At 67.0% G+C, this 22,533-nt stretch carries 18 protein-coding genes and 1 tRNA gene; 11 read left to right on the top strand and 8 right to left on the bottom strand.

Annotated elements, in window-relative coordinates; genetic code table 11:
* Window positions 1-403: 403 nt before the first annotated feature.
* From BKA07_RS06140 to BKA07_RS06130, 3 genes are all read right to left on the bottom strand, one after another.
* Window positions 404-479: transfer RNA gene (locus tag BKA07_RS06140), tRNA-Thr, on the bottom strand.
* Window positions 480-614: 135 nt separating this feature from the next.
* A complete protein-coding gene (locus BKA07_RS06135) occupies window positions 615-1,472 on the bottom strand; it encodes a DsbA family protein (RefSeq protein WP_167950114.1) in 858 nt (285 codons plus the stop codon).
* 157 nt (window positions 1,473-1,629) lie between these two features.
* Window positions 1,630-3,594: a serine/threonine-protein kinase gene (locus BKA07_RS06130; protein WP_167952936.1), complete on the bottom strand. Its 1,965-nt coding sequence runs from the start codon at window positions 3,592-3,594 to the stop codon at window positions 1,630-1,632.
* Window positions 3,595-3,659: 65 nt separating this feature from the next.
* Between BKA07_RS06130 and BKA07_RS06125 the strand changes: the two genes are divergently transcribed.
* Together BKA07_RS06125 and BKA07_RS06120 are read left to right on the top strand one after the other, a co-directional pair.
* Window positions 3,660-5,222 carry an alpha,alpha-trehalose-phosphate synthase (UDP-forming) gene (locus BKA07_RS06125; protein ID WP_167950113.1) on the top strand — a complete coding sequence of 521 codons (1,563 nt, stop codon included), beginning with the start codon at window positions 3,660-3,662 and terminating at the stop codon, window positions 5,220-5,222.
* Window positions 5,219-6,247, top strand: coding sequence for a trehalose-phosphatase (locus tag BKA07_RS06120; protein WP_167950112.1), 1,029 nt, complete (start codon window positions 5,219-5,221; stop codon window positions 6,245-6,247). The genes BKA07_RS06125 and BKA07_RS06120 overlap by 4 nt, the downstream gene beginning before the upstream one ends.
* A gap of 73 nt (window positions 6,248-6,320) precedes the next feature.
* Here BKA07_RS06120 and BKA07_RS06115 read toward each other — a convergent pair whose 3' ends face one another.
* Window positions 6,321-7,373, bottom strand: a complete 1,053-nt coding sequence (locus BKA07_RS06115) for a LacI family DNA-binding transcriptional regulator (RefSeq protein WP_167950111.1) — start codon at window positions 7,371-7,373, stop codon at window positions 6,321-6,323.
* Complete coding sequence (locus tag BKA07_RS06110; RefSeq protein ID WP_167950110.1) at window positions 7,370-8,350, bottom strand: LacI family DNA-binding transcriptional regulator; 981 nt, start codon at window positions 8,348-8,350, stop codon at window positions 7,370-7,372. The genes BKA07_RS06115 and BKA07_RS06110 overlap by 4 nt, the downstream gene beginning before the upstream one ends.
* A 209-nt stretch (window positions 8,351-8,559) precedes the next feature.
* On the opposite strand from BKA07_RS06110, the gene BKA07_RS06105 reads away from it, so the two are divergent.
* The 4 genes from BKA07_RS06105 to BKA07_RS06090 all read left to right on the top strand — a co-directional run bounded on the left by BKA07_RS06105 (window position 8,560) and on the right by BKA07_RS06090 (window position 13,188).
* Entirely contained in the window at window positions 8,560-9,267 is a 708-nt protein-coding gene (locus tag BKA07_RS06105) for an ABC transporter ATP-binding protein (RefSeq protein ID WP_245161862.1), read from the top strand.
* Between the two features lie 3 nt (window positions 9,268-9,270).
* Window positions 9,271-10,539 carry a DUF4032 domain-containing protein gene (locus tag BKA07_RS19745; protein WP_167950108.1) on the top strand — a complete coding sequence of 423 codons (1,269 nt, stop codon included), beginning with the start codon at window positions 9,271-9,273 and terminating at the stop codon, window positions 10,537-10,539.
* A 163-nt stretch (window positions 10,540-10,702) separates the two neighbouring features.
* On the top strand, window positions 10,703-11,527 hold the full coding sequence (locus BKA07_RS06095) for an SDR family NAD(P)-dependent oxidoreductase (RefSeq protein ID WP_167952934.1): 825 nt from the start codon (window positions 10,703-10,705) through the stop codon (window positions 11,525-11,527).
* Window positions 11,528-11,703: 176 nt separating this feature from the next.
* On the top strand, window positions 11,704-13,188 hold the full coding sequence (locus BKA07_RS06090) for an amino acid permease (RefSeq protein WP_167950107.1): 1,485 nt from the start codon (window positions 11,704-11,706) through the stop codon (window positions 13,186-13,188).
* A gap of 123 nt (window positions 13,189-13,311) precedes the next feature.
* Here the strand turns inward: BKA07_RS06090 and rlmB are convergent, their stop codons facing one another.
* The gene (gene rlmB / locus BKA07_RS06085) at window positions 13,312-14,250 is read right to left on the bottom strand and encodes a 23S rRNA (guanosine(2251)-2'-O)-methyltransferase RlmB (RefSeq protein WP_167950106.1); all 939 of its coding nucleotides are present in this window, start codon (window positions 14,248-14,250) and stop codon (window positions 13,312-13,314) included.
* Between the two features lie 129 nt (window positions 14,251-14,379).
* Window positions 14,380-15,831 carry a cysteine--tRNA ligase gene (gene cysS, locus BKA07_RS06080; RefSeq protein ID WP_167950105.1) on the bottom strand — a complete coding sequence of 484 codons (1,452 nt, stop codon included), beginning with the start codon at window positions 15,829-15,831 and terminating at the stop codon, window positions 14,380-14,382.
* Between the two features lie 337 nt (window positions 15,832-16,168).
* On the opposite strand from cysS, the gene BKA07_RS06075 reads away from it, so the two are divergent.
* From BKA07_RS06075 to BKA07_RS06055, 5 genes are all read left to right on the top strand, one after another.
* The gene (locus BKA07_RS06075) at window positions 16,169-17,797 is read left to right on the top strand and encodes a sodium-dependent transporter (RefSeq protein ID WP_167950104.1); all 1,629 of its coding nucleotides are present in this window, start codon (window positions 16,169-16,171) and stop codon (window positions 17,795-17,797) included.
* Between the two features lie 2 nt (window positions 17,798-17,799).
* Window positions 17,800-17,904, top strand: coding sequence for a methionine/alanine import family NSS transporter small subunit (locus BKA07_RS06070; protein WP_167950103.1), 105 nt, complete (start codon window positions 17,800-17,802; stop codon window positions 17,902-17,904).
* 200 nt (window positions 17,905-18,104) lie between these two features.
* On the top strand, window positions 18,105-19,199 hold the full coding sequence (locus BKA07_RS06065; protein WP_167950102.1) for an S-(hydroxymethyl)mycothiol dehydrogenase: 1,095 nt from the start codon (window positions 18,105-18,107) through the stop codon (window positions 19,197-19,199).
* Window positions 19,196-19,867: an MBL fold metallo-hydrolase gene (locus tag BKA07_RS06060; RefSeq protein WP_167950101.1), complete on the top strand. Its 672-nt coding sequence runs from the start codon at window positions 19,196-19,198 to the stop codon at window positions 19,865-19,867. Before BKA07_RS06065 ends, BKA07_RS06060 begins: the two co-directional genes overlap by 4 nt.
* 173 nt (window positions 19,868-20,040) lie before the next feature.
* Entirely contained in the window at window positions 20,041-21,456 is a 1,416-nt protein-coding gene (locus BKA07_RS06055; RefSeq protein ID WP_425339349.1) for an amino acid permease, read from the top strand.
* On the opposite strand, the gene BKA07_RS06050 is transcribed toward BKA07_RS06055, so the two are convergent.
* The gene (locus BKA07_RS06050; RefSeq protein ID WP_167950100.1) at window positions 21,414-22,526 is read right to left on the bottom strand and encodes a hypothetical protein; all 1,113 of its coding nucleotides are present in this window, start codon (window positions 22,524-22,526) and stop codon (window positions 21,414-21,416) included. The genes BKA07_RS06055 and BKA07_RS06050 overlap by 43 nt on opposite strands.
* Window positions 22,527-22,533 lie beyond the last annotated feature (7 nt).

Raw genomic sequence — 22,533 nt, 5'->3', positions numbered from 1 at the left:
TTGAAAGGCAATCATCGAGCTTCTGCCAGAAGCCACTGGCTTGGATGCTGGCTTTACTCGCATCGTCATCGGTAACTTCACGGCACCCAGAGAAAGGCCCAGTCGCCGGAGCGTCAAGAATCGATTTAGTTTGCATTGTTCCTCACTGCGGTCAGTAAGTCTATGAGAACATGCCCACCTACACGATGCCACGTGATCTCCAACAGGTTCACCTCTACCTCAGCACCTGAGTCGAGTCCTTGCACCCACTCGAGGACTCTCTGCTGCAACTCGGCGCCGTCGAGGAGCTTCGGTGCTCGCGGTGCAGAGAATATATATGGGGCGCATCAACCGCGGTCACATCGCACGTGTATTCGCTGCCGTTCGAGGACGATCTCGCTGAACTGGTTTCCCTGGTGAGGAGTGGAGCCCCCCATCGGACTCGAACCGATGACCTTCGCTTTACAAGAGCGGTGCTCTACCAACTGAGCTAGGGAGGCGTGGCGCAGTCTGCGCCTACACGATAGTAGTCCATTCACATGGGCGGCCACAAAACAGCCGATGCCCCGGACTCCACCATCGGGCGTCTGCCGACCACCGCCTCGGCGATGGCCGGCCGGTGCCGCCGAAGTCGGTCAGCCCTCGAACTCGCCGGTGGCCTTGAGGATCTCGGTGGCCAGAGCCTGCGGGTCGCTGGTCTTGTCCGTGCGCTCGCCGTTGATGAGCACCCACGGAGTGGCTTCGACCTTGTCGTCGAGGGCATCCTGCGAGGAGTCCTCGACGTAGTCCTTGAACGACTGGTCCGTGACACAGCTCTTCACGGTCTGCTCCGAGTTCGAGGTGAGAGGCTTCGAGGTGTCGACGCCTGCTTCCTCGGCGACCTTGAGGAGCTCCTCATCGGTGCGACCGCTCGACTGCTCCTTGGGCTGCTGGGCGTACAGTCCGGCGAAGAGGTCCTCGGTCACCTCCGGCTGGGAGTCGATGACACACGCGGCGAGGTTGGCCGAGCGGGTCGAGTACTCGTTGCCGCTGGACATGCGGTCGAGGAACGACACCGGCTTGTATTCGAGCACGATCGAGCCTTCGTCGACGAGTTTCTGCAGCGTCGGGGTATTGGCCTCCTCGAACGCCTTGCATCCGGGGCACTGGAAGTCGAGGTAGACGGTCACGGTCGCCGCATTGTCCTTCACACCGGCCTCGGAGGGAGTCGGCAGGTCGGATTCCTCTCCGTCCGGCATCTGCTTCGGCTGCACCACGCCGTCCTTGGCCAGGCTGACACCGCCGCCGACGTAGTTGGCCGGAGTCACTCCCGGCTTGTTCTGCTGGAACAGAAGAAAACCGACGACCGCGAGCACGACCACCACGACGACGCCGATCCCCACGTAGAGGATGGTCTTGGCAGTCTTCTCCTTCTTGTCCTGAGCCGCTGCGATCTGGCGCGCGTTCTCACGTGCCTTGTTCCGCCGATCGTCGCCGGAGTTGTTCTTCGCCATTGTTCCTCACGTTGTGATCGTCTGACTTCGGCCCCGCCTCGGACCGTGGGGAATCGGGCCGATCTTCGGGTCCCGACCGTCCCACCCTACCGAACACGAGTGAACCCCGACTCTCAGTGAAATTCAAGAATCAACTACACCGGTCGAGGGGAGGCGACTACACCGGTCCCGGAAGATAGGAGAACGGGTTCGTCGACAGGGGCCACCAGGACATTCCCGCCCCGGTCTGGATGACCACGATCCCGACGGCGATGAGCAGCACTGTCGCGGACAGGGCGATGAGCCGACCGAGCTGGTTGCGTGTGACCGGAGAGACCACCAGCCGTGATCCGTAGCGCAGGCTGGCGGCCCCGGGCCCGATCCACAGCACGAGGGCGCCCGCGGCGCCTGCCGCCCACACCGACCACTGTTCCGAGTAGCCGCTGGGCACGATTCCCGCGATGTCGAGTCGGGTGAGCACGAGCATCGCCGTGCCCGCGATCGCAGGCAGAATGAATGTTGCGACCGAGGTCAGCGCCGATGCCAGGATCGCTCCCGGCGCCGAGGCGAGCGAGCGCAGGACCCCTCCACCGTTCGTTCCGCGTTCGAACCGGTGCTTCTGCGCCTTGCGGTCCAAGCGTGTGCCGGTTCGGGCCAGGATCGACCACAGGAACGCGAAGAGCGTGACCAGGAGGGGACCCAAGGGCATGATCACGATGGCAAGCAGGATGAGACCGAACACGACCCATCCGCCGGTCCTGATCGTCCGATAGGCCATCGGAGGCCAACCGTATCCAGGCTGCCCCTGCTGGACACCGGCCCGACCGGGATCGGGCCGACCTGTGGGATCGGGTCGGCCGTTGGGATCCGGTGGGCCTGTACCGGGTCCGGGCGGCCGGCCGCCGAGCTGTCCGCCTTGCCCATATCCTGGCCCGCCGAGGTTGGTCCCGGCCATCGCTGTTCCCGGGGCCGCCTGGATGCCTCCGTTGGGGTTGCGCACGGGGGGCGCGGTGCCCCGGTTCATCGGCGGCCGGTTCCCTTGAGGCCCGGGGCCGGGCTGACCCTGGGCCTGCGGGTGCCCCTGGGCCTGCGGGTGCCCCTGTGGCGGCGAGCCCGGATAGTTGCCGTAGTTCCCGCGCGGGGATCCGTGCCCGGCCGCCCTGTCGCCCGAGGCACCGTAGCCCGAAGCCCCGTAGCCTGCCGCCGCCCCGGCGGCGGCCCCGGCAGCGGCTGGGCCGACCCCGGGGCCACCGCTTCCCGGACCGGCGTCGACGGCGGGCATCCTCGCCGTCCCGTTCGGTGTCCTCGCCACAGCATCGGGTCCGGCGGCCGGTCCGGAGCCCAGCTGCGGCATGCGTCCGGATTCGATGTCGACGAGGGCGTCGAGGATCATCTGTCCGCTGGGGCGGCGTTCGGGTTTCGGGTCGAGACAGGCGGAGAGAAGGGTGACGAAGTTGCGCGGCGCGTCGTCGAGGTTGAATTTGCCCATGGCCACGCGTCCCAGCACGGCTTCGAGGGGGCCGGAGCCGTAGGGGTTGCGGCCGGTCGCGGCATAGGCCATGGTTGCGGCCCACCCCCACCAGTCGGTCTTCTCGCTCGAGGTCCTGCCGTCGGCGATCTCCGGCGACAGATATCCGGGCGTTCCCATCACGAGGCCGGTCGCGGTCACACGCACCTCGTCGGCGACCTGGGCGATGCCGAAGTCGATGACCATCGGCTCGCCGTCCATGATCATCACGTTCGCGGGTTTGAGGTCGCGGTGGATGACTCCGGACTCGTGCACGGCGTTGAGCGCGTCGAGGAGGGCATGGCCGAAGTGGACGAGTTCGTCCACGGCGAAGGGGCCGTTGTCTCGGACGTCATCCGACAGCGTCTGCCCGTCGACGAACTCCGTGATGATGAAGGGCTGCGCCGAGTCGAGCTCGGCGTCGAGCACCTCGGCGATGCGGGGGTGCTTGATCCGTCGCAGGGTCCTGACCTCGCGTGCGAGACGTTTTCGAGCGGTCTCGTCATTGGCGATGTGAGGGTGGAGGACCTTGACGGCGACAGGGTTGTTTCCGCCGTCGACACCGAGGTAGACGACACCCATGCCGCCCGAGCCGAGCTCCTCGACGAGGCGGTAGCCACCCAGATCCTGAACCATCACCTGTCCAAGCCTAGTCGAGCGGGTACAGTTCGTTCCAAGGACCGACTCAGGAGGAGGCGCAGATGAACACCGTCAACTCTGCCGAGACCACGACGGATTCCACTTATGGCGACAGTGATTTCGTCGTCGTTGCGAACCGTCTGCCCGTGGACCGCGACCCTGCGGAGGGCAGTCGAGGATGGCGCACCTCACCAGGGGGTTTGGTCTCCGCAGTGGCGCCGGTGATGAAGTCGCAGGAGGGTGCTTGGATCGGGTGGACCGGGGTGGCCGACGTCGACTTCGACCCGTTCACCATCGACGGCATGCATCTGGTTCCCATCACCCTGACCAGTGAGGATGTCCTCAGGTATTACGAAGGCTTCTCCAACGCGACTCTGTGGCCCCTCTATCACGATGTGATCGTCCCGCCCGAGTTCCACCGCACGTGGTGGGACTCGTATGTGCGGGTCAATGAGCGCTTCGCGGCCAAGGTCGCCGAGGTGGCCGCCGAGGGGGCGACCGTCTGGGTCCATGACTATCAGCTCCAGCTGGTTCCGCAGCTGGTCCGCCGGATGCGCCCGGACCTGGCGATCGGCTTCTTCAACCACATCCCCTTCCCACCGTTCGAACTCTTCGCGCAGCTGCCCTGGCGTGATGAGATCCTGCGCGGCCTCCTCGGCGCCGACCTCGTCGGGTTCCAGCGCCCGACCGATGCCGCGAACTTCCGGCGCGCGGTTCGCGGTCGCCTCAACTTCACCACGAAGGGCTCGACGGTCAACGTTCCCGCCGGCGAGCTCCTGCCCGAGCACACCGTGCGCGCCGAGGCGTTCCCCATCTCCATCGACACCCCGTACCTCGAGGAGCTGGCCCGCGATCCGAAGATCCTCGAGCGTGCCCAGCAGATCCGCGAGGAGGTCGGCAATCCGAAGGTCGTCATGCTCGGCGTCGACCGGATGGACTACACGAAGGGCATCCGCCACCGCCTCAAGGCCTTCGGGGAGCTGCTGGCCGAGGGCCGGCTCGACGTCGAGGACATCGTCCTGATCCAGATCGCGACCCCCTCGCGGGAGAGGCTCGAGCAGTACAAGATCATCCGCCACGATGTGGAGCTGGCCGTCGGCCGGATCAACGGCGAGCAGGCCGAGGTCGGGTCGATCGCCGTGCACTACCTCCACCATTCCTATCCCCGCGATGAGATGACGGCCTTCTTCCTCGCCGCGGACGTCATGCTCGTGACCGCTCTGCGCGACGGGATGAACCTCGTGGCGAAGGAATACGTGGCCTGCCGCTCCGGCGATGACGGCGCCCTCGTCCTGTCCGAGTTCACCGGTGCCGCCGACCAGCTCAAGGCGGCCGTGATGGTCAACCCGCACGACATCGGCAACCTCAAGTCCGGCATCCTCGAAGCCGTGCAGATGGATGAGCCGACTCGCGCTCGACGGATGAAGCAGATGCGCAAGAAGGTCTCCACGGACACCGTGAGCATCTGGTCGAAGGCGTTCCTCGCCGAGCTCGAGGCGATCCACACGAACCCGGAGGCGATCATCCCCGAGCGCCCCGCCACCCTCCCGGAGCGCTCGACAACCGCTCCCGACCGGATCACCTCGACCGCGGACAGTCCGGCACCTCGACAGGAGCACATGTGACATCGGATCCGGCCGCCATGCCGCCTTCCCAGACCCGACCCGAGCAGACCCCGACGCCGCTGTCGGCTCCCGACTTCTCGACCCCGACCGAGGTGGATCTGCGCCCGATCACGGGTGCCGAGTCGGTCCTCATCGCCCTCGACTTCGACGGTGTGCTCGCACCTCTGCAGGACGATCCCGAGCTCTCCCGGATGCTCCCGGAGTCGGCACGGGCGATCAGGGCGCTGACCACCCTGCCCGGAACCCGGGTGGCTCTGGTCTCCGGTCGTGACATCACCACGCTGCGAGCGCTGGCCGATCCTCCCGAGTCCGTGTGGCTGGTCGGTTCGCACGGCGCCGAGGTGAATCTGGGCACGGTGCCCACCGCTTCGTCTTCCGTGGCGCCGTCTACCACTGGGCCGTCTTCCGCGGCGCCGTCTACCACTGGGCCGTTTTCCACGGCGCCGTCTACCTCTGCACCGTTTTCCTCGGAGTCGTCGCCGCGGCGCAGCGCCGAAGAGCAGCGGATGCTCGAGGCGATCGACGCCCACATCGCCTCCTTCGAACACTCCCTGTCCGCCGATCCGAGCACCGGGTCCGGCACTGCCAGCGACGGCGGTTCGGGCGCCTCGGTCAGGGTCGAGAGGAAGCCGTTCTCACGGACCGTGCACACTCGGGGCCTCGACGCCGAGTTCGCTTCCGCGCTGCACGCCCAGGTCATCGCCGTCCAGACCGAGCATCCCGGGATCCGCGTCATCGAGGGTCACGACATCACCGAACTCGCGGTGAAGACCGCGACGAAGGGAGACGGTCTGCGGGCGCTCGCCACCGCCGACTCGCCTGCAGCGGTCCTCTACCTCGGCGACGATGTCACCGATGAGGACGCCTTCGCGGAGCTCGAAGGCTCGCGTGCCCTCTCGGGCATGGGCATCAAGGTCGGTCCGGCCCCGACCCGTGCACCGTGGAGGATCACCGACCCCTCGGCCGTGGCCGAGCTGCTCACACGGCTCGCGGACGAACGCCGCACACGACAGGCCAGGCAGTGAACCGACAGCGACCGGCCCACCTCGGCGGGAGCGGCATCAGAGTCGCTTCCGGACCACCTCGGCGGGCGCTGCCTCAACGTCGCTGCGGTGGAACCGCACTGGCACGGAGCACGAGGTCCGGGGCGACCGAATAGTCGATGCGCACCGCCTCGGCGGGCTCGGCCACCATCACCCTCACCTCCCCCAGCGCAGACACGGCGATCGCCTCCCAGTCGTAACTGACCTGCGACAGGGGCGGAGCGATGACATCGGCATCGGGCATGTCCCCGACGGTGAGCAGGGACAGGTCACGGGGCACGTCGAGGCGAGCGCGGGCGGCGGCCTCGAGGATGCCGAACGACAGCGACGGCGCGCAGGCGATGACGGCGGAGCAGCGCAGCGCAAGCAGCTCCTCGGCCGCAGCGACTCCGGCCATGGTGCCGCCCGCGGCTTCGACGACGGGCGCCTGATCGCGGGTGGCGGGGATGTGGAGGATCTGGGCCATGGATTTGCGGAATCCGGCGATGCGCCCGGCTGCGGCGGAGTCCCGGAGCACGGCCAGGCCGATCCGGCGGTGGCCCAGGTGCACCAGGTGCTGGACCGCGGTGGCGATGCCGTTGGCGGCATCGAGCACGATGCGTGAGATCCCGTCCTCGTGGCGAGCGTTGGAGACCCTGATCTGCGGCAGGCCGCGTTCGGCCAACTTCGCGGCGAGCTCACCGGCCGCTCCCCCGCCGAGGACGATGGCGCCCTGAACGTGCGGGTCGCCTTCGGCCGGGCCCAGGAGCGACTCGGCGAGGGCCTCGACTCGATTCGGCGCGACTTCGACATGCACCGCGGCGATCCCCTGGGCGAAGATCCGACTGGTCAGGATCTCGAACAGACGCGCATAGGGATCGACGTAGCCCGCCGGCGCGGTGGGCCGGACGAGGGCGAGCAGCTGTGGGCTGCGGGCCTCCGAGTCGTCGCCGGCCTCGACGCCGAGGATCGCCAGAGCATGTCTGACCTTGCTCAGGGAGGTCGTGGAGACCGATTCGGGGTGACGCAGCGCCCGCGAGGCCGTCGCCTTCGACACCCCCGCCGCGTCAGCGATGGTGCCGAGGCCGACGTGTCTGTGCTCATTCGCTGTCGGCTTGTGCTCACTCATTGCCGGGCCGCCGTCGTCGAAGCCCGGGCCAGCAGCCGAGGCCGGAACACCGGCGGCACCGACTGGAGGTCCTCACCGGAGATCTTGAGCGTGGACAGGGTCGCCGCCACCAGCGCCCGTGAGAGCCCCTCGACGTCGATGCCCAGCACGGTGGCCGGCGGGCCGGTGAACTTCATCGTCGGTGAGTCGCCGAAGCCGACGACGGACATGTCGCGCGGCACCTGCAGGTGACGGTTGCGCAGACCGTGCAGGGTTCCGTGCAGCTGCAGGGCCGACTGCACGATCACCGCGGTGCAGGTCGCGTCCTTGAGGTCGAGGACCGCCCGGGAGCCTCCCGAGAAGGACTTCGGGACCTGCGCGATCCAGTCATCGAGCCTGACCCCGAAGTTGCGGGCGGGGTGTTCGGCGCGGAAGCGTCTGATCAGCTGCACCGCGAGTTCGCCGCTGTCGTTGCAGATCAGGCCGATGCGCCGGTGCCCGATGGCCTGAAGGTGTTCGAAGGCCGTCGTCATCCCTCCGCCGAGGTCGAGTCGAGCCGCGATGATGTCGCCGCTGGCGTCGTCGGAGTCCAGCGCCGACTGTTCGTCGACCCGGATGCAGGGGATATCGGTGTGCAGGCTCGTCAGCGTCGGCGTCACGAGGGCGACGGCACCGGCATCGACGGCCACCTCGAGCGGGGCGGTCTCCGTCTCGACGGGTGGGCGGGTGATGAGCAGGCCGTGCTCTTGAAGTTCCGTGGCCACGCGGGTGCAGACCTGGACCTGCCAGTGCTCGGGGTTCCCCGGCGTGCTGACGGCCACCAGTCGCCTCGGCGCCTCATGCAGCAGAGTGGAGCGCGAGTAGCCGAGCGAATTCATCGCCTCGAGCACCTTGGCCCGGGTCTCCTCGGCCACCGCCCCGCGCCTGCCGAGGACGCGGGAGACCGTCGCCAGGGACACGCCGGCCCGGGCTGCGACGTCATCGAGCTTGACCTTCATACCGGGCAGTCTATCGGCGCGCCCACCGAGGTTTCTCACCCAGCGTTCGCCCAGGTCTGCGACCGTGCGCTGACACAGTGCTGAGAATCACTCTACGCTTTGTCGAATGAGCTGTCTCGGATCGCGTCCGACGGCTTAGGATGAGAAGGACTGAGCATCCCCGCCAGGTCACCGACGACCAGCTGCTCACGAACACTTTAGGAGGAAACATGTCAACAGTGTCGTTGAATGGCCTCAGTCACGCCTACGAGAACACCGTGTCTCCCTCGGTCCATCCCTTCAACCTCTTCATCGACGACGGGGAGTTCCTCGTCCTCTACGGCCCGTCCGGATCCGGCAAGTCGACCATCCTGCGGATGCTGCACGGCCTGGAAGCGCCCAAGACGGGCACGATCCTCATCGACGGAAACGATGTCACCCACGCCGCGGTCAATGATCGCGACGTCACCCTCGCCCTCGAGAGCTACGCCCTCTACCCGCATATGAGCGTACGCGACAACCTCGGCTTCGCCCTCCGCGTCGACGGGCTGCCCGCCGAGGAGATCCAGGCTCGGGTCGAATCCGTGACCTCGAAGATCGGGCTCAGCGGCATCCTCGATTCCGTGCCCGGCGACCTCTCCGCCCTGCAGCGGCAGACGATCGCCCTGGCCCGGGCCGTGGTCCGCCAGCCGAAGGTCCTGATCATGGACGAACCGGTCGTCAACCTCGTCCCCGAACATCAGGCCGACACGCTGCGTCTGGTCAAGGACCTGCAGCAGGAGTTCGGGCTGACCACCCTCTACGCCACGGCCGACCTCGCGGACGCGAAGGTCCTCGGCGACCGCATCGCGTTCCTCGACCATGGGCGCCTGATCGGAGTGGAGAAGCCTGAAGTCGCCGAGGCGCTCGTCGCCTCGATCGCGGACGTGGACTCCTGATCGGTGCCCGGGACTCGAGCACCGCAGATCCATGCGGTCCGCAGTGCCGACCGGACCGCGATCGAACGCCTTCCCTGGCATCTTCCCCTCGGTGAGTGGACCCACGACTCCCTCGGCGGCCTGCCCCGTGGGATCTCCCGCCACGTCGTGCGCTTCGTCGAGATCGGCGATGAGGTCCTCGCGATCAAGGAGACCGACGATCGTCGGGCTCTGCGCGAGTTCGACATCCTCGGCGTTCTCGGGAACCTGGCCGTGCCCACGGTCGAACCGCGCGCCTATGTGACCAACCGAACCACCACTTCGGCGACGGAGCTTCCCGGGGCACTTCTGACGGCCTACCTGGACTTCTCGCTGCCCTACCGCGCCCTGTTCTCGCGGTCGCTGGCCGAGGACACGGCCGGCCGCCTCGTCGATGCGCTGGCGGTCCTGCTGGCCCGGCTCCACCTCGTCGGCTTCTACTGGGGCGACGTGTCGCTGTCGAACACCCTGTTCCGCCGCGACGCCGACGCCTACGCCGCCTACGTCGTCGATGCGGAGACCGGTGAGCTCCACGACCAGCTCTCCGACGGTCAGCGGCAGATGGACCTGCGCATCGCGCGCACGAACATCGCCGGCGACTTCCTCGATCTGCAGGCCGCGGGCCTCATCGACCCCGCAATCGACCCGATGGCCGCAGGTCAGCGTCTGTTCGAGGCCTACAACGGGCTGTGGACCGAGCTGACTCGGGTCGAGGAGTTCTCCGTCAACGAACGCTGGCGCATCGACGAGCGCATCCGCAGGCTCAATGATCTGGGCTTCGACCTCGGCGAGCTGACGGTGACCACCGACCTCGACGGTGTCAGCCTGCTGGTCGAGCCCAAGGTCGTCGAACCCAACCACCATTCCCGACGGCTCCTGCGCCTGACCGGCATCGGCGCGAACGAGAACCAAGCACGGACGATGCTCAACGACCTCGATTCCCACCGCAGCGCTCCCGGCTTCACCGGTGGTGCGCACGGCTCGGGTGAGCTGCCGGTCGAACTCGACGAGGACGACGCCGCGGGACATTGGCTCGACGAGGTCTACAAGCCCCTCATCTCCGCCATCCCGGAGAACCTCACCCAGAAGCTCGAACCCGGCCAGATCTTCTATGAGTTCGTCGAGCACCGGCGTGTGATGTCCCGGGCACGACAGCGCGATATTCCGACGATGGAGGCCATCGCCTACTTCATCGTCGACTACCTCGCGAACCTGCCCGACGAAGCCCTCTACGTCGACAGTGAGAAGTTCTGAGGCTTCCACGAAGTGGAACGAGGACCCGAGCCCCGCCTCGGCGGGCATACCTTTGAGGTCGACGAGGCGTTCGCCGACCGCACCGCCCCAACCGACCGAGCTGAGAAAAGGACCTCCGATGTCGCAAGTCCCACACAACCCCGTGCCGACGCAGCAGACCACCATGCCGACGAATGAGAACAACCCCTCGATCCCCGCCCTCTTCGACCTCAGCGGGCGCACAGCCGTCGTCGTCGGCGCAGGCTCCGGGCTGGGGCAGGCGAGCGCGATCGGCCTCGCCGACGCCGGTGCCCGCGTCGTCGTCGCCGATCTCGACCTCGACGGCGCCGAGGAGACTGTGCGGCTCATCGCCGAACGCCGGGCAGCCGCAGGCGGTTCGGGGGCGAACCGTGCCGAAGCCGCACGCGTCGACATCACCGACACCGAGTCGGTCAACGCCCTCGTCTCGGCCCACCCGGACGCCCAGGTGCTCGTCAACACCCCGGGGGCGAACGTGCGCAAGCGACTGCTGTCGACGGTCGATGAGGAGTTCGACAAGGTCATCGACATCAACCTCAAGGGCACCTACCGGCTGATGCGGGGATTCGGCGCCGAGATGGCCGTACGCGGACGCGGCTCCATCGTCACCTACTCCTCGTTCCGGGCTCTGGCGATCGAACCCGGTCAGGGCCTCTACGCCGCGGCCAAAGCCGGTGTCGTACAGCTGACGAAGACGCTCGCCAGCGAGCTGGGGCCGCAGGGTGTGCGCGTCAACGCGGTCCTGCCCGGCCCCTTCGACACTCCGCTGACGCAGCAGATCAAGGCCGATGAGGAGTGGTGGAACGCCTATGCGGAGAAGACCGCCCTGGGCCGCTGGGGCAACCTGCACGAGATCGCCGGTCCGGTCCTGTTCCTCGCTTCGGACGCTTCGACCTATGTGACCGGACACTCCCAGCTCGTCGACGGCGGCTGGATGGCCCAGGACGGACGCTTCTCCCCGCACGTGTAGCTCTCTCCGTCAGGCGGGATATGCCGAGACCACGTGGACTCGGGTGTGCGGCGGGCCGTGCCGGGACCGTGCGGTGCCCGGGTGTGCGGGGGACCGTGTGGGGACCGTGCGACCTCGGGTGTGCGGGGGACCGTGCGGCGTGTGGTCCTCGGCTTCGCACGTGCAAGAATATTCGCATGACTGCTCGAGACCCTTCCGCCTCCGCCCCAGCGACCGATCCTCCCCGGCTGACCAACCAGCTGCTGCGTCGCAAGTCGATCACCAGCATGGTCGAGGACACCCGGGACGCGTCCACGGGCGGGCTGCGCAGAACCTTCGGCGTCTTCCAACTGACGATGATCAGCGTCGGCGCCACCTTGGGCACGGGCATTCTCGTCATCCTCGGTGAGGCCGTGCCGATCGCCGGTCCCGCCGTCTGGCTGGCGTTCATCCTGGCCGGCATCACGGCTCTGCTGTCGGCGGTCAGTTATGCGGAGATGGCGGGCATGGTCCCGGTCTCGGGATCGAGCTATTCGTATTCCTATGCGACTCTCGGCGAGGGCATGGCCTGGATCTGCGGGTGGTGCCTCGTCCTCGAGTACGCAGTGTCGGTAGCGGCGGTGGCCGTCGGTGCCGCGGACTATGTCAATGAGACGCTGCGGATCTTCGGCATGTCGCTTCCCCCGTCCCTGACCGCGGGCCCCGAGGGAGAGGGCGGCGTCATCAACCTCTCGGCGCTCATCGTCGTCCTCCTCGCCACGGTCCTGCTCATGCGCGGGGCGAAGGAATCCGGCGTCGTCAACACGATCATCGTGTTCGTCAAGCTCGGCATCCTCGTCTTCTTCGCCATCGTCGCCTTCACCGCGTTCAAGGCCGGGAACTTCGCGCCGATGTTGCCCATGGGCGCGGCCGGAGTCACCGCGGCCGCGTCGAGCGTGTTCTTCTCCTACATCGGATTCGACGCGGCCTCGACCGCCGGTGAGGAGGCGAAGAACCCGAAGCGGGACCTGCCTCGGGCGATCATCGCCTCGATGGTCATCGTCACCACGATGTATGTGCTGGTCGCCGTCGCCGCAATCGGTGCGAGGCAGTGGCAGTGGTTCGAAACCTCGACCGCGCCCCTGGTCCAGATCGTCCACGAGATCACGAGCTCGAACTTCGCAGTCTTCGTCTTCGCCGTCTCTGCGGTGCTCGCAATCCTCTCCGTGGTCATCACCGTCCTCTACGGGCAGTCACGCATCCTGCTCACCATGTCCCGCGACGGCATGGTCCCGAAGGTCTTCGGCATCGTCTCCCCGCGCACGGGCACTCCCCTGGTGGGAACCCTGGTCACGGGCGTCCTGGTGGCGATCACGGCAGCGCTCATCCCCCTCGGCGAGTTGGCGAATGCGACGAGCATCGGCACCCTGTTCGCCTTCTGCCTGGTCAACCTCGCCGTCATCTACTTGCGTGTCAAACGCCCCGACCTGCCGCGCTCGTTCAAGGTGCCCTTCGGTCCGACCATCCCGATCCTCGGGTCCTTGGCCTGCGCGTTCCTCATGGTCAACCTCGGCGGAACCACGTGGATCGTCTTCGGACTCTGGATGCTCGTCGGCTTCGTCGTCTACTTCGCCTACAGCCGCCGCCACTCCCGCGTCGGCGCGCTCAGCGAAGCGGACTACCGCGCCGGCCTCGAGGCCTGAGCGGCACGCAATGATCTCAGCAACCCTCCTGGCGCTCAGCAACCCCTCTGCAGGTTGCTGAGCGCCCGGAGGGTTGCTCGCGCCGCTCGGGTGCGCTGCGTTGCCGCGGAAAGGGCCCGCCGTTCAGCGGCGGCGGGTGCGGGCGACTTCGTAGAGGGAGACGGCCGCGGCGATGCCCGCGTTCAGCGACTCCGTGGTCGCGGCGATCGGGATCGAGACGATCTGATCGCACTTCTCGGCGATGAGGCGCGAGAGGCCCTTGCCCTCCGAACCGACGACGATGCACACGGGATCGCGGCTGAAGGTCAGCTCCGGCAGATCGACCTCTCCGTCCATGTCGAGCCCGACGACGAAGACGTTCTGCTTCTTGAGTTCGTCGATGGCGCGAGCGAGGTTGACGACCTGAGCGACCCTGATGCGAGCGGCTGCGCCGGCAGAGGTCTTCCACGCAGCGGCCGTCATCGAGGCGGCACGACGTTCAGGGATGATGACGCCGTGGCCGCCGAAGGCAGCAGTGGACCGGACGATCGCACCGAGGTTGCGCGGGTCCGTGATGCCGTCGAGCGCCACGAGCAGCGGAGTCTCGGCTCGGTCGGCGGCGGCCTCGAGCAGGTCACCGGGCTCGGCATAGTCGTACGGAGGGATCTGCAGTGCGATGCCCTGGTGGATCGCATCGTCGGTGAGCCGGTCGAGATCGGGTTTGCTCGCTTCGAGCATCGAGATGCCGCGCTTGGTGGCCAGGGTGATGGCCTCCCGGACGCGGTCGTCCGAATCGATCCTGCCGACGACGTACATGGCGGTTGCGGGAACGTCTTCCCGGAGTGCCTCGAGCACCGAATTGCGCCCGGCGACCATGTTCGGGCCGCTTTCCTTCTTGCGTCGTTTGGCCTGTGCCGAGGCGTTCGCGGACTTGCGGTTCGCCGCCGACTTGTGGGCCTTGTGATAGACCCGGTCCTCGGCCTTGGGCGTGGGACCCTTGCCGCGCAGACTGCGCTTGTTCTTGCCGCCGGAGCCCTTGGTCGGGCCCTTCTTCGAACCGCCGGAGCGGGGGGTGGAAGCCATGTGAATCCTTAGGAGTCGTAGGTGGTCACGAACCGGAGTTCGTCACCGGGAGGGTCTTCTTGAAAAGTGTGCTGTGCAGGTTGCGGTGTGCTGTGCGGGTTGCAGTGGACGTGTCAGCGCTCGCACGCCTCAGCTGTCCTTGACGTGGTACCGGTATCCGTCCGGCGTGTCCTCGATGACGATCCCGGCCGATGCCAGATTGTCGCGAATCGCATCGGCCGTGGCGAAGTCCTTCTCCGCCTTCGCCTCGGCCCGCTGGCCGGCGAGCGCGGCGACGAGGGAGTCCAGCGCCGATTCAACCTTCGCATCCGCGCCTGACCGGGCCCACGCCTCGGAGCTGGGGTTGACTCCCAGGATATCGAGCATGAGCTCCACTTCGGCAACGATCCGGATGAGGGCTGCCTTCTCCTGCCCGGAGTCGAGGAGCTTCGCCCCCTCGGTGACCGTCGCGAACACCACGGACAGGGCACGGGGCACGCCGAGGTCGTCGTCGAGTGCGGCGGCGAACTCCTCGGGCACGTCGACGCTGCGCCGGGCGTAGGAGTCGCCGACGTCGGGAAGGGCGGGCGCGGCGTCGCCGAGTGATTGCCGGGCCCGATGGAGGAAGTTCGCCAGGCGATCGAGCGAGGCTGTCTGCCGATCCATGGCCTCGGGTGAGAACTCGAGGATCGACCGGTAGCTGGCGCCCGTGAGGAAGAACCGCACCGCCAGCGCGCTGTATCGGTCGAAGAGCTCGGAGGCGAACACGGAGTTGCCGAGTGACTTCGACATCTTGTCCCCGCCGACGTTGAGCAGACCCGAATGCATCCAGATGTTGGCGAACCGGTCACCGGCCGCCCGCGACTGGGCCAGCTCGTTCTCGTGGTGCGGGAAGCGCAGATCGAGCCCGCCGCCGTGGATGTCGAAATTCTCGCCGAGGTACTTCGTCGACATGGCCGAGCACTCGATGTGCCAGCCCGGTCGGCCACGACCCCAGGGAGCCGGCCACGAGGCGGTGTCCGGTTCGCCGGGCTTGTGCGCCTTCCACAGCGCAAAGTCCCTGGCGTCCTTCTTGCCGCGCATGTCCGCATCGTTGGCCGGCTCCATGTCCTCGATGCGCTGGTTGGTCAGTCGGCCGTAGTCGGCCCACGAGGTGGCCGCGAAGTACACGTCCCCGGTGCCGTCGAGCGCCTGATAGGCGTAGCCGGCGTCGATGAGTCGGCCGATGAGTTCGATCATCTCCGTGATGTGCCCGGTGGCGCGGGGCTCGTAGCTGGGCGGCAGGACGTCGAGAGCGGCGTAGGCCCGGGTGAAGGCCCGCTCGTACATGAAGGCGTGGGCGAACCAGGGGCGGCCCACCTCGGCGGACTTCGACAGGATCTTGTCGTCGATGTCCGTGACGTTGCGGACCAGGGTGACGTCGTAGCCGCGGTAGCTCAGCCAACGCCGCAGCAGGTCGAAGACCGAAGCCGAACGCAGGTGGCCGATGTGGGGCTCCCCCTGCACCGTGGCACCACAGACGTAGATGCCCACATGCCCGGCATTGACGGGGCGCAGCTCTTCGGTCGTGCGGCTGGCGGTGTTGTACAGAGCGATAGTCACGCACACAAGTCTACCGGCCACGACGCCTGGGCTGGGCCGGCCGGGATCCCGGGCCGGGCCCGCCGCGATGCGCAGCCCGGGCCTGCCACGATGCCCGGGCAGAGCCGCACCGTCCGGCAGCGGGCGATTCGTTGCAGGACTGTTATACAAGTCACGTGACCTACGGCACCTTTCACAGAAGCCTCCCAGTAAGCTGGGAGGCAATGAACGGGAGCGCAAGCACTCCGCCCCGAGTCGAACCCCCGGACGGCGCTCCCTGCTTCCGTCGTCGGCGCATTCGCAGCAGAACTCCGACGGCAAGCAACCGCACAGGCGGTTGGGACAGAAAGGACACACCATGTCTTCCACGACAAAACCCCAAAGGGAGGTCTTCGTCTCCCGATCCGCGTTCATCTTCGCGGCAATCGGCTCGGCGGTCGGCCTCGGCAACATCTGGCGCTTCCCGTACGTGACCTACGACAACGGCGGCGGAGCCTTCATCATCCCCTACCTGGTCGCACTGCTGACCGCGGGAATCCCACTGCTCTTCTTCTACTATGCGATGGGCCACCGGTCGAGAGGATCGGCTCCGCTGGCCTACCGCATGGTGCACAAGACGGCGGAACCGATCGGTTGGTTCGCCACCGGCATCGCGATCGTCATCGGCATCTACTATGCCGCGATCATGGCCTGGGCGGGCTCGTACATGATCTTCTCGCTCAACGAGGCCTGGGGCGACGACGCGGAAGGGTTCTTCTTCGGCGACTACCTCAAGATGGGCGATCCGGGCATCTCGCTCGACTTCGTCCCGGCCGTGCTCATTCCCGTGATCATCGTCTGGGTCCTCGTCCTGGGCATCCTGCTGCTGGGTGTGCAGAAGGGCATCGCCCGCTTCTCGAAGATCTTCATCCCGCTGCTCATCGTCCTGTTCCTCGCGCTGGTCGTCCGTTCGCTGTTCCTCCCCGGTGCCGCCGAGGGGCTGAACGCCCTATTCACTCCGGACTTCGGAGCGCTCACCGATCCAGCAGTGTGGATCGCGGCCTACGGGCAGATCTTCTTCTCCCTGTCGATCGCCTTCGGCATCATGATCACCTACGCCTCGTATCTGAAGAGGAAGACGAACCTCACCGGCGCCGGCCTCGTCGTCGGCTTCTCGAACTCCGCGTTCGAGATCCTCGCCGGCATCGGCATCTTCGCAGCGCTCGGCTTCATGGCCACCGCTCAGGGAAGCGAGGTCGCCGATGTCGCAACTGACGGCATCGGCCTGGCCTTCGTCGGCTTCCCGACCCTGATCTCCGAGATGCCGGGCGGTCCGATCTTCGGCTTCGTGTTCTTCGCCTGCCTCGTCTTCGCCGGATTGACATCGATGATCTCCATCGTCCAGGTGCCCATCCAGGCGCTGCGCGAGAAGTTCCGCGTCGGCAACAAGGCCTCGACGATCTTCGTCGGCGGCGGCATGGCCGTCATCTCGATTCTGCTCATGCCCACGATCACCGGCCTGTACGCCCTGGACACCATGGACGCCTGGGCCAACAACATCGGCATCGTCGGCTCGGCCGTCCTCGCGATCGTCTCCGTCGGCTGGCTGCTGCGCAAGCTGCCGATGTTCGGCCGCCACCTCAACGCGGTGTCGAGCTTCAAGCTCGGCATCACCTGGATGATCCTCATCTCGATCACCGGCGTGGTGCTCATCTACATGCTCATCACGCAGATCATCACCTTCATCACCGACGGGTATGAAGGATATCCGGGTCTGATCACCGGCACGTTCGGCTGGGGCATGATCGGCGTCCTCATCGTCGCCGCGATCGTACTCTCGCTCGTCAGATGGCCGAAGACGACCTTGGCCGAGATGGACTCCGCGATCGCCGACTCGGTCGCCAACGAGAATGCCGCCAAGCCCACGACCACCACCGGCACGGCCGCCACTGGCACGACCGGCACGACCACCGCCGGTACCACCACCAACGAAAACAAGGGAGTCTGACCATGGGCACATCAGCAATCGTCATGATGATCATCGCCATCGTCACCGTGTGGGGCGGCCTCGGAGCCGCGATCCTGCACCTGCGCAAACACCCCGACGAGGAGTGAGCGCGTCACCGATCTGAGTGCAGACGGCCCGATTCCCGACATGGGAATCGGGCCGTCCTCTCATTTCGCGTCGCGCACTGGTCGCGAGGCCCGTGCCTGGTTAGGGTGGGGGCTGTACGAAATCATCATTGGGCGTGCATGACCTTGATCGGCCTCGGCTCAGAAGGTCCTGGCCACTGCCCAGAGCACTAGGAGACGCAATGCCACAGACGGTCCAAGGTGTCATCTCACGCAGCAAGGGGGCGCCGGTCGAACTCACCGACATCGTCATCCCCGATCCGGGCCCCGGCGAAGTCATCGTCGATGTGAAGTCGTGCGGCGTCTGCCACACGGACTTCCACTACCGCGAAGGCGGGATCAGCGACGACTATCCGTTCCTGCTCGGCCACGAATCGGCCGGCACGGTGTCCGAGATCGGCGAGGGAGTCACCGACGTCGAGGTCGGCGACTTCGTCATTCTCAACTGGCGTGCCATCTGCGGCCAGTGCCGGGCCTGCAAGCGCGGTGAACCCTGGTACTGCTTCGACACCCACAATGCCTCGCAGAAGATGACGCTGCCCGACGGCACCGAGCTCGAGCCCGCTCTGGGCATCGGCTCCTTCGCAGAGAAGACCCTTGTCGCGGCTGGACAGTGCACGAAGGTCCCCGAGGCCGACCCTGCTGTCGTGGGTCTGCTGGGCTGCGGCGTGATGGCCGGAATCGGTTCTGCCATCAACACGGGCGAGGTCACCCGCGGCAAGTCCGTGGCCGTTATCGGCTGCGGCGGAGTCGGCTGCTCGGCCATCGCCGGTTCGGCCCTGGCGGGTGCGAACACGATCATCGCCCTCGACCTCGATGACACGAAGCTCGACTGGGCGAAGGACCTCGGAGCCACACACACGGTCAACACCCGCGGCAAGAGCGAGGACGAGGTCGTCGCAGCGATCCAGGAGCTGACCGGAGGCTTCGGCGCCGATGTCGCCATCGACGCGGTGGGACGGCCCGAGACCTGGCGTCAGGCCTTCTACGGTCGCGACCTCGCCGGCACCGTGGTGCTCGTGGGTGTGCCGACCCCGGAGATGGGACTGAGCGTTCCGCTGCTCGACGTGTTCGGTCGCGGGGGCCGCCTGAAGTCCTCGTGGTACGGCGACTGCCTGCCCGAGAGGGACTTCCCGATGCTCGTCGACCTCTACCAGCAGGGGCGCGTACCGTTGGAGAAGTTCGTCTCCGAGAGGATCGGAATCGGCGATGTCGAGGAGGCATTCGAGAAGATGAGTCAAGGCAAGGTACTGCGATCGGTGGTGGAACTGGGATGACGGCAATCGAACACCTGGTCACGTCCGGAACGTTCTCGCTCGACGGTGGAACCTGGGACGTCGACAACAATGTGTGGATCATCGGCGACGACTCGGAAGTCATCGTCATCGACCCGGCCCACGACGTCAACGCCATCGCGGAGAAGGTCGGATCCCGTGAGGTCAAGGCGATTCTGCTCACGCACGGACACGATGACCATGTCGGCGTCGTGCGCGACTTCGCTCACCGTGTGGGCAACCCGCCCGTCCACCTCAACCCTGCCGACCACGTGCTGTGGGACATGACCTACGAGAGCTACCGTCCCGATGAGGAGATCGCCGACGGCGACACGTGGAACGTCGGAGGGGTACGGGTCAAGGCCCTGCACACTCCCGGCCACTCCCCCGGTTCGACCTGCTTCTTCATCGAAACCGGACTGCCGGTCCCCACCTCGGCAGGGGCGGGCAGTGCGGTCGGTCCCGTGCTGTTCTCCGGTGACACACTGTTCAACGGCGGCCCGGGGGCGACCGGACGCTCGCATTCGAGCTTCGAGACGATCATCGAATCGATCCGCGACGTCCTGTTCAAACTCCCCGACGCCACGGTCGTCCTCACCGGCCACGGTGAGCCGACGTCGATCGGCGCCGAGTCACCGTCGCTGGAGGACTGGATCAAACGCGGAGAGTGACGTCGGTGAGACGTCCGATCCCCCGATCGCCGAGGTTGCCCTCGGCCGAAGCGTGTGAGCCGGGCTCCGGGCGAAGCTGAGGTATCAGATGCCGTGGTCGCAGATCTGCGACCACGGCATCTCTTCGTCTGCGCACCGGCTGTCTCGTGACTGCGGTCACCCGTTAGACTCGTCTGGTGCCTGAATCTCACTCGCCGCAGTCCCCAGTGCCCGCAGACTCCTCATCCGACCCCCTGACTCCGGGTACGACGACCTCCGGTGCCGGCCTCAAGGTCGGCATGAAGCCGCGCCATCTGGTCATGATGAGCCTCGGATCGGCGATCGGCGCCGGCCTGTTCGTCGGTTCGGGTGCCGGTGTCCAGGCCGCCGGGCCCGCCGTGCTCATCTCCTATGTGGTGGCCGGTCTCATCGTCATCTTCGTCATGCGGGCCCTCGGAGAGCTGGTCGCCGCCGACCCGAACCCCGGAGCCTTCTCCCACTACGCCGGCCGCGCCATGGGCCCGGCCGCGGCCTTCGCCGTCGGAGCGCTGTGGTGGGTTCAGCTCTGCCTCGTCGTCGCCGCCGAGGCCACCGCCGCCGCACAGATCGCGGCCAATTACATTCCGTCGGTCCCGCAGTGGGTCATCGCGCTGGCCATCATGGTCGTCTTCACGGCGATCAACCTCACCACTTCGGGCAGCTTCGGCGAGTTCGAATTCTGGTTCTCGCTGATCAAGGTCGCCTTCGTAGTCCTGTTCCTCGTCCTCGGTGCCGCTTACCTGTTCGGCGCGACGCCGGCGGCACCGCCTCAGGAGATCTTCGCCGACGGGTTCATGCCCACCGGTCTGCCCGGGGTCGCGGCAGGTCTCCTCGTCGTCGCCTTCGCCTTCGGCGGCATCGAGATCGTCGCGGTCGCCGCGGCCGAGACCTCGAACCCGAGCCGCAGCGTGACCCAGGCGATCAAGACCATCGTCTGGCGCATCCTGTTCCTCTACATCGGCTCGGTGGCGATCATCGTCCTCGTCCTCGACTGGAGGGACGAACGGCTCTCCGAGTCCCCCTTCGTCGCGGTCCTCGACACGGCCGGCCTCCCGGTCATCGCCTCGCTGCTGGCCGCGGTCATCGTCATCGCGCTGCTGTCGTCGATGAACGCGAACATCTACGGCGCCTCGAGGATGGCCTTTTCCATGTCCCAGCGGTCGATGCTGCCGGCGGGGCTGGGCAAAGCGACCAGACGCGGCGTTCCGATGGCATCCGTGCTGGCCACCTCGGCGTTCGGTTTCGTGGCCGTGGGCCTCAACTACTTCTGGGCCGCCGAGGTGCTCGGTGTGCTGCTCAACATCGTCGGGTCCACGCTCATCGTCACCTGGGTCGCGACCCTGGTCTCGCAGATCATCATCCGTCGCCGTGCCGAGGCCGCAGGCGAGCGGCTGCCGCTGAAGATGTGGGGCTTCCCGTGGCTGTCCTATGCGACGCTGGCCGGCATCGCCGTGATCATCGTCCTCGGCCTGACCGTGGATTCGGTGCGCATCCAGATCATCGGCACGCTGGTCTTCACTGCGGCGCTCTACGGCATCGGCTTACTGGTCACACGCGGGCGCAGGGCCTGAGCGAGGTCACGCAGCGCCGCTGCAGGCAGACGCTCGTCCGTCGGCGCAGCCACCCGCCCGGGTGAGCGCTGGGTCTCCCCCGAGGGCGAGCGCTCGGTCTCCCGCGCGATCCACGCCTCGAGCATGTCGAGCGTCTGTCCTTCGTGACGGCCGAAGTGACGGCCCGCGTACGCACCGACGTCGAAGGGCACGACTCGTTCCATCGCGTCGAGGATCAGCCCTGCGAGCGAGGCAGACATCGGCAGCCGGACACCCGTGAGGGCGTGCACCGCCTCGGCGGCGGCCTTCGTCGGACGACGCAGGTGCAATCTCAGCGCCGTCCACCGCCCGCTGCGGGCGCTCAGCTCACCGGCATAGGGGATGAACACGGCAGGCGGCATGGTGACCATGGCGACCGGAACCGGCAGAACGAGTGCGCCGAGTGAGCGGGAGAGTCGAGTCACCGCGTGGCTGCGGCCCGCGATGAGGAACCTCGGCAGACCGGCGGGTGCCCAGTAGCGCACCTGTCTGCCGACGACCGGCACTTCGGAAGCATCGACGCGTTCGGACAGGAACGCCGGCCCGAAGATGAGAACCTCGATCCCCGGAAACATCGATCGTGCGAGCCTCAGATCGTCGGCGACCTGGCTCGTGATCGCGAGAAACACCGGGGCGCACTCTGCAATCGCGTCGACGACGTCCTGGTCGAGGTCGCCCGGGCGAGTGGTCAGCACGATGAGGTCCCAAGGGCGATCGCGTCTGCGTCGTTGCGGGCCACCGGTGCGCCGTGTGGTACCGGCTTCCCGGGCGTCGGCCCAGTCGATGATCGTGACGCGTCGCGTCGCCGCGACGTCGCTGACCCTCCATCCCACAAAGTCCCGAACCACATCGTTCCGAACCGGGTCGTCTCGTCCCGCGTCGGCTGACGGTGCCCGGCTCGGAGAGGAATCGAGGTTGCCGACTCGACGCGGAAACGCGGCCCGAGGTCGGGGCGACGGTGTCCGACTGGCGACGGAGGCCTCGTGACGGTCACCGAACAGTGCGGCACCGGCGACGCCGATCGCCCCCGCGCCTTGGAAGAGGACCCTCATGATCGTC

It is taken from the genome of Brevibacterium marinum (genome assembly GCF_011927955.1).
GTDB classification, from domain to species: domain Bacteria; phylum Actinomycetota; class Actinomycetes; order Actinomycetales; family Brevibacteriaceae; genus Brevibacterium; species Brevibacterium marinum.
Note: the sequence above shows the minus strand (reverse complement) of the source record. Positions and strands in the feature narration are given on the sequence as shown.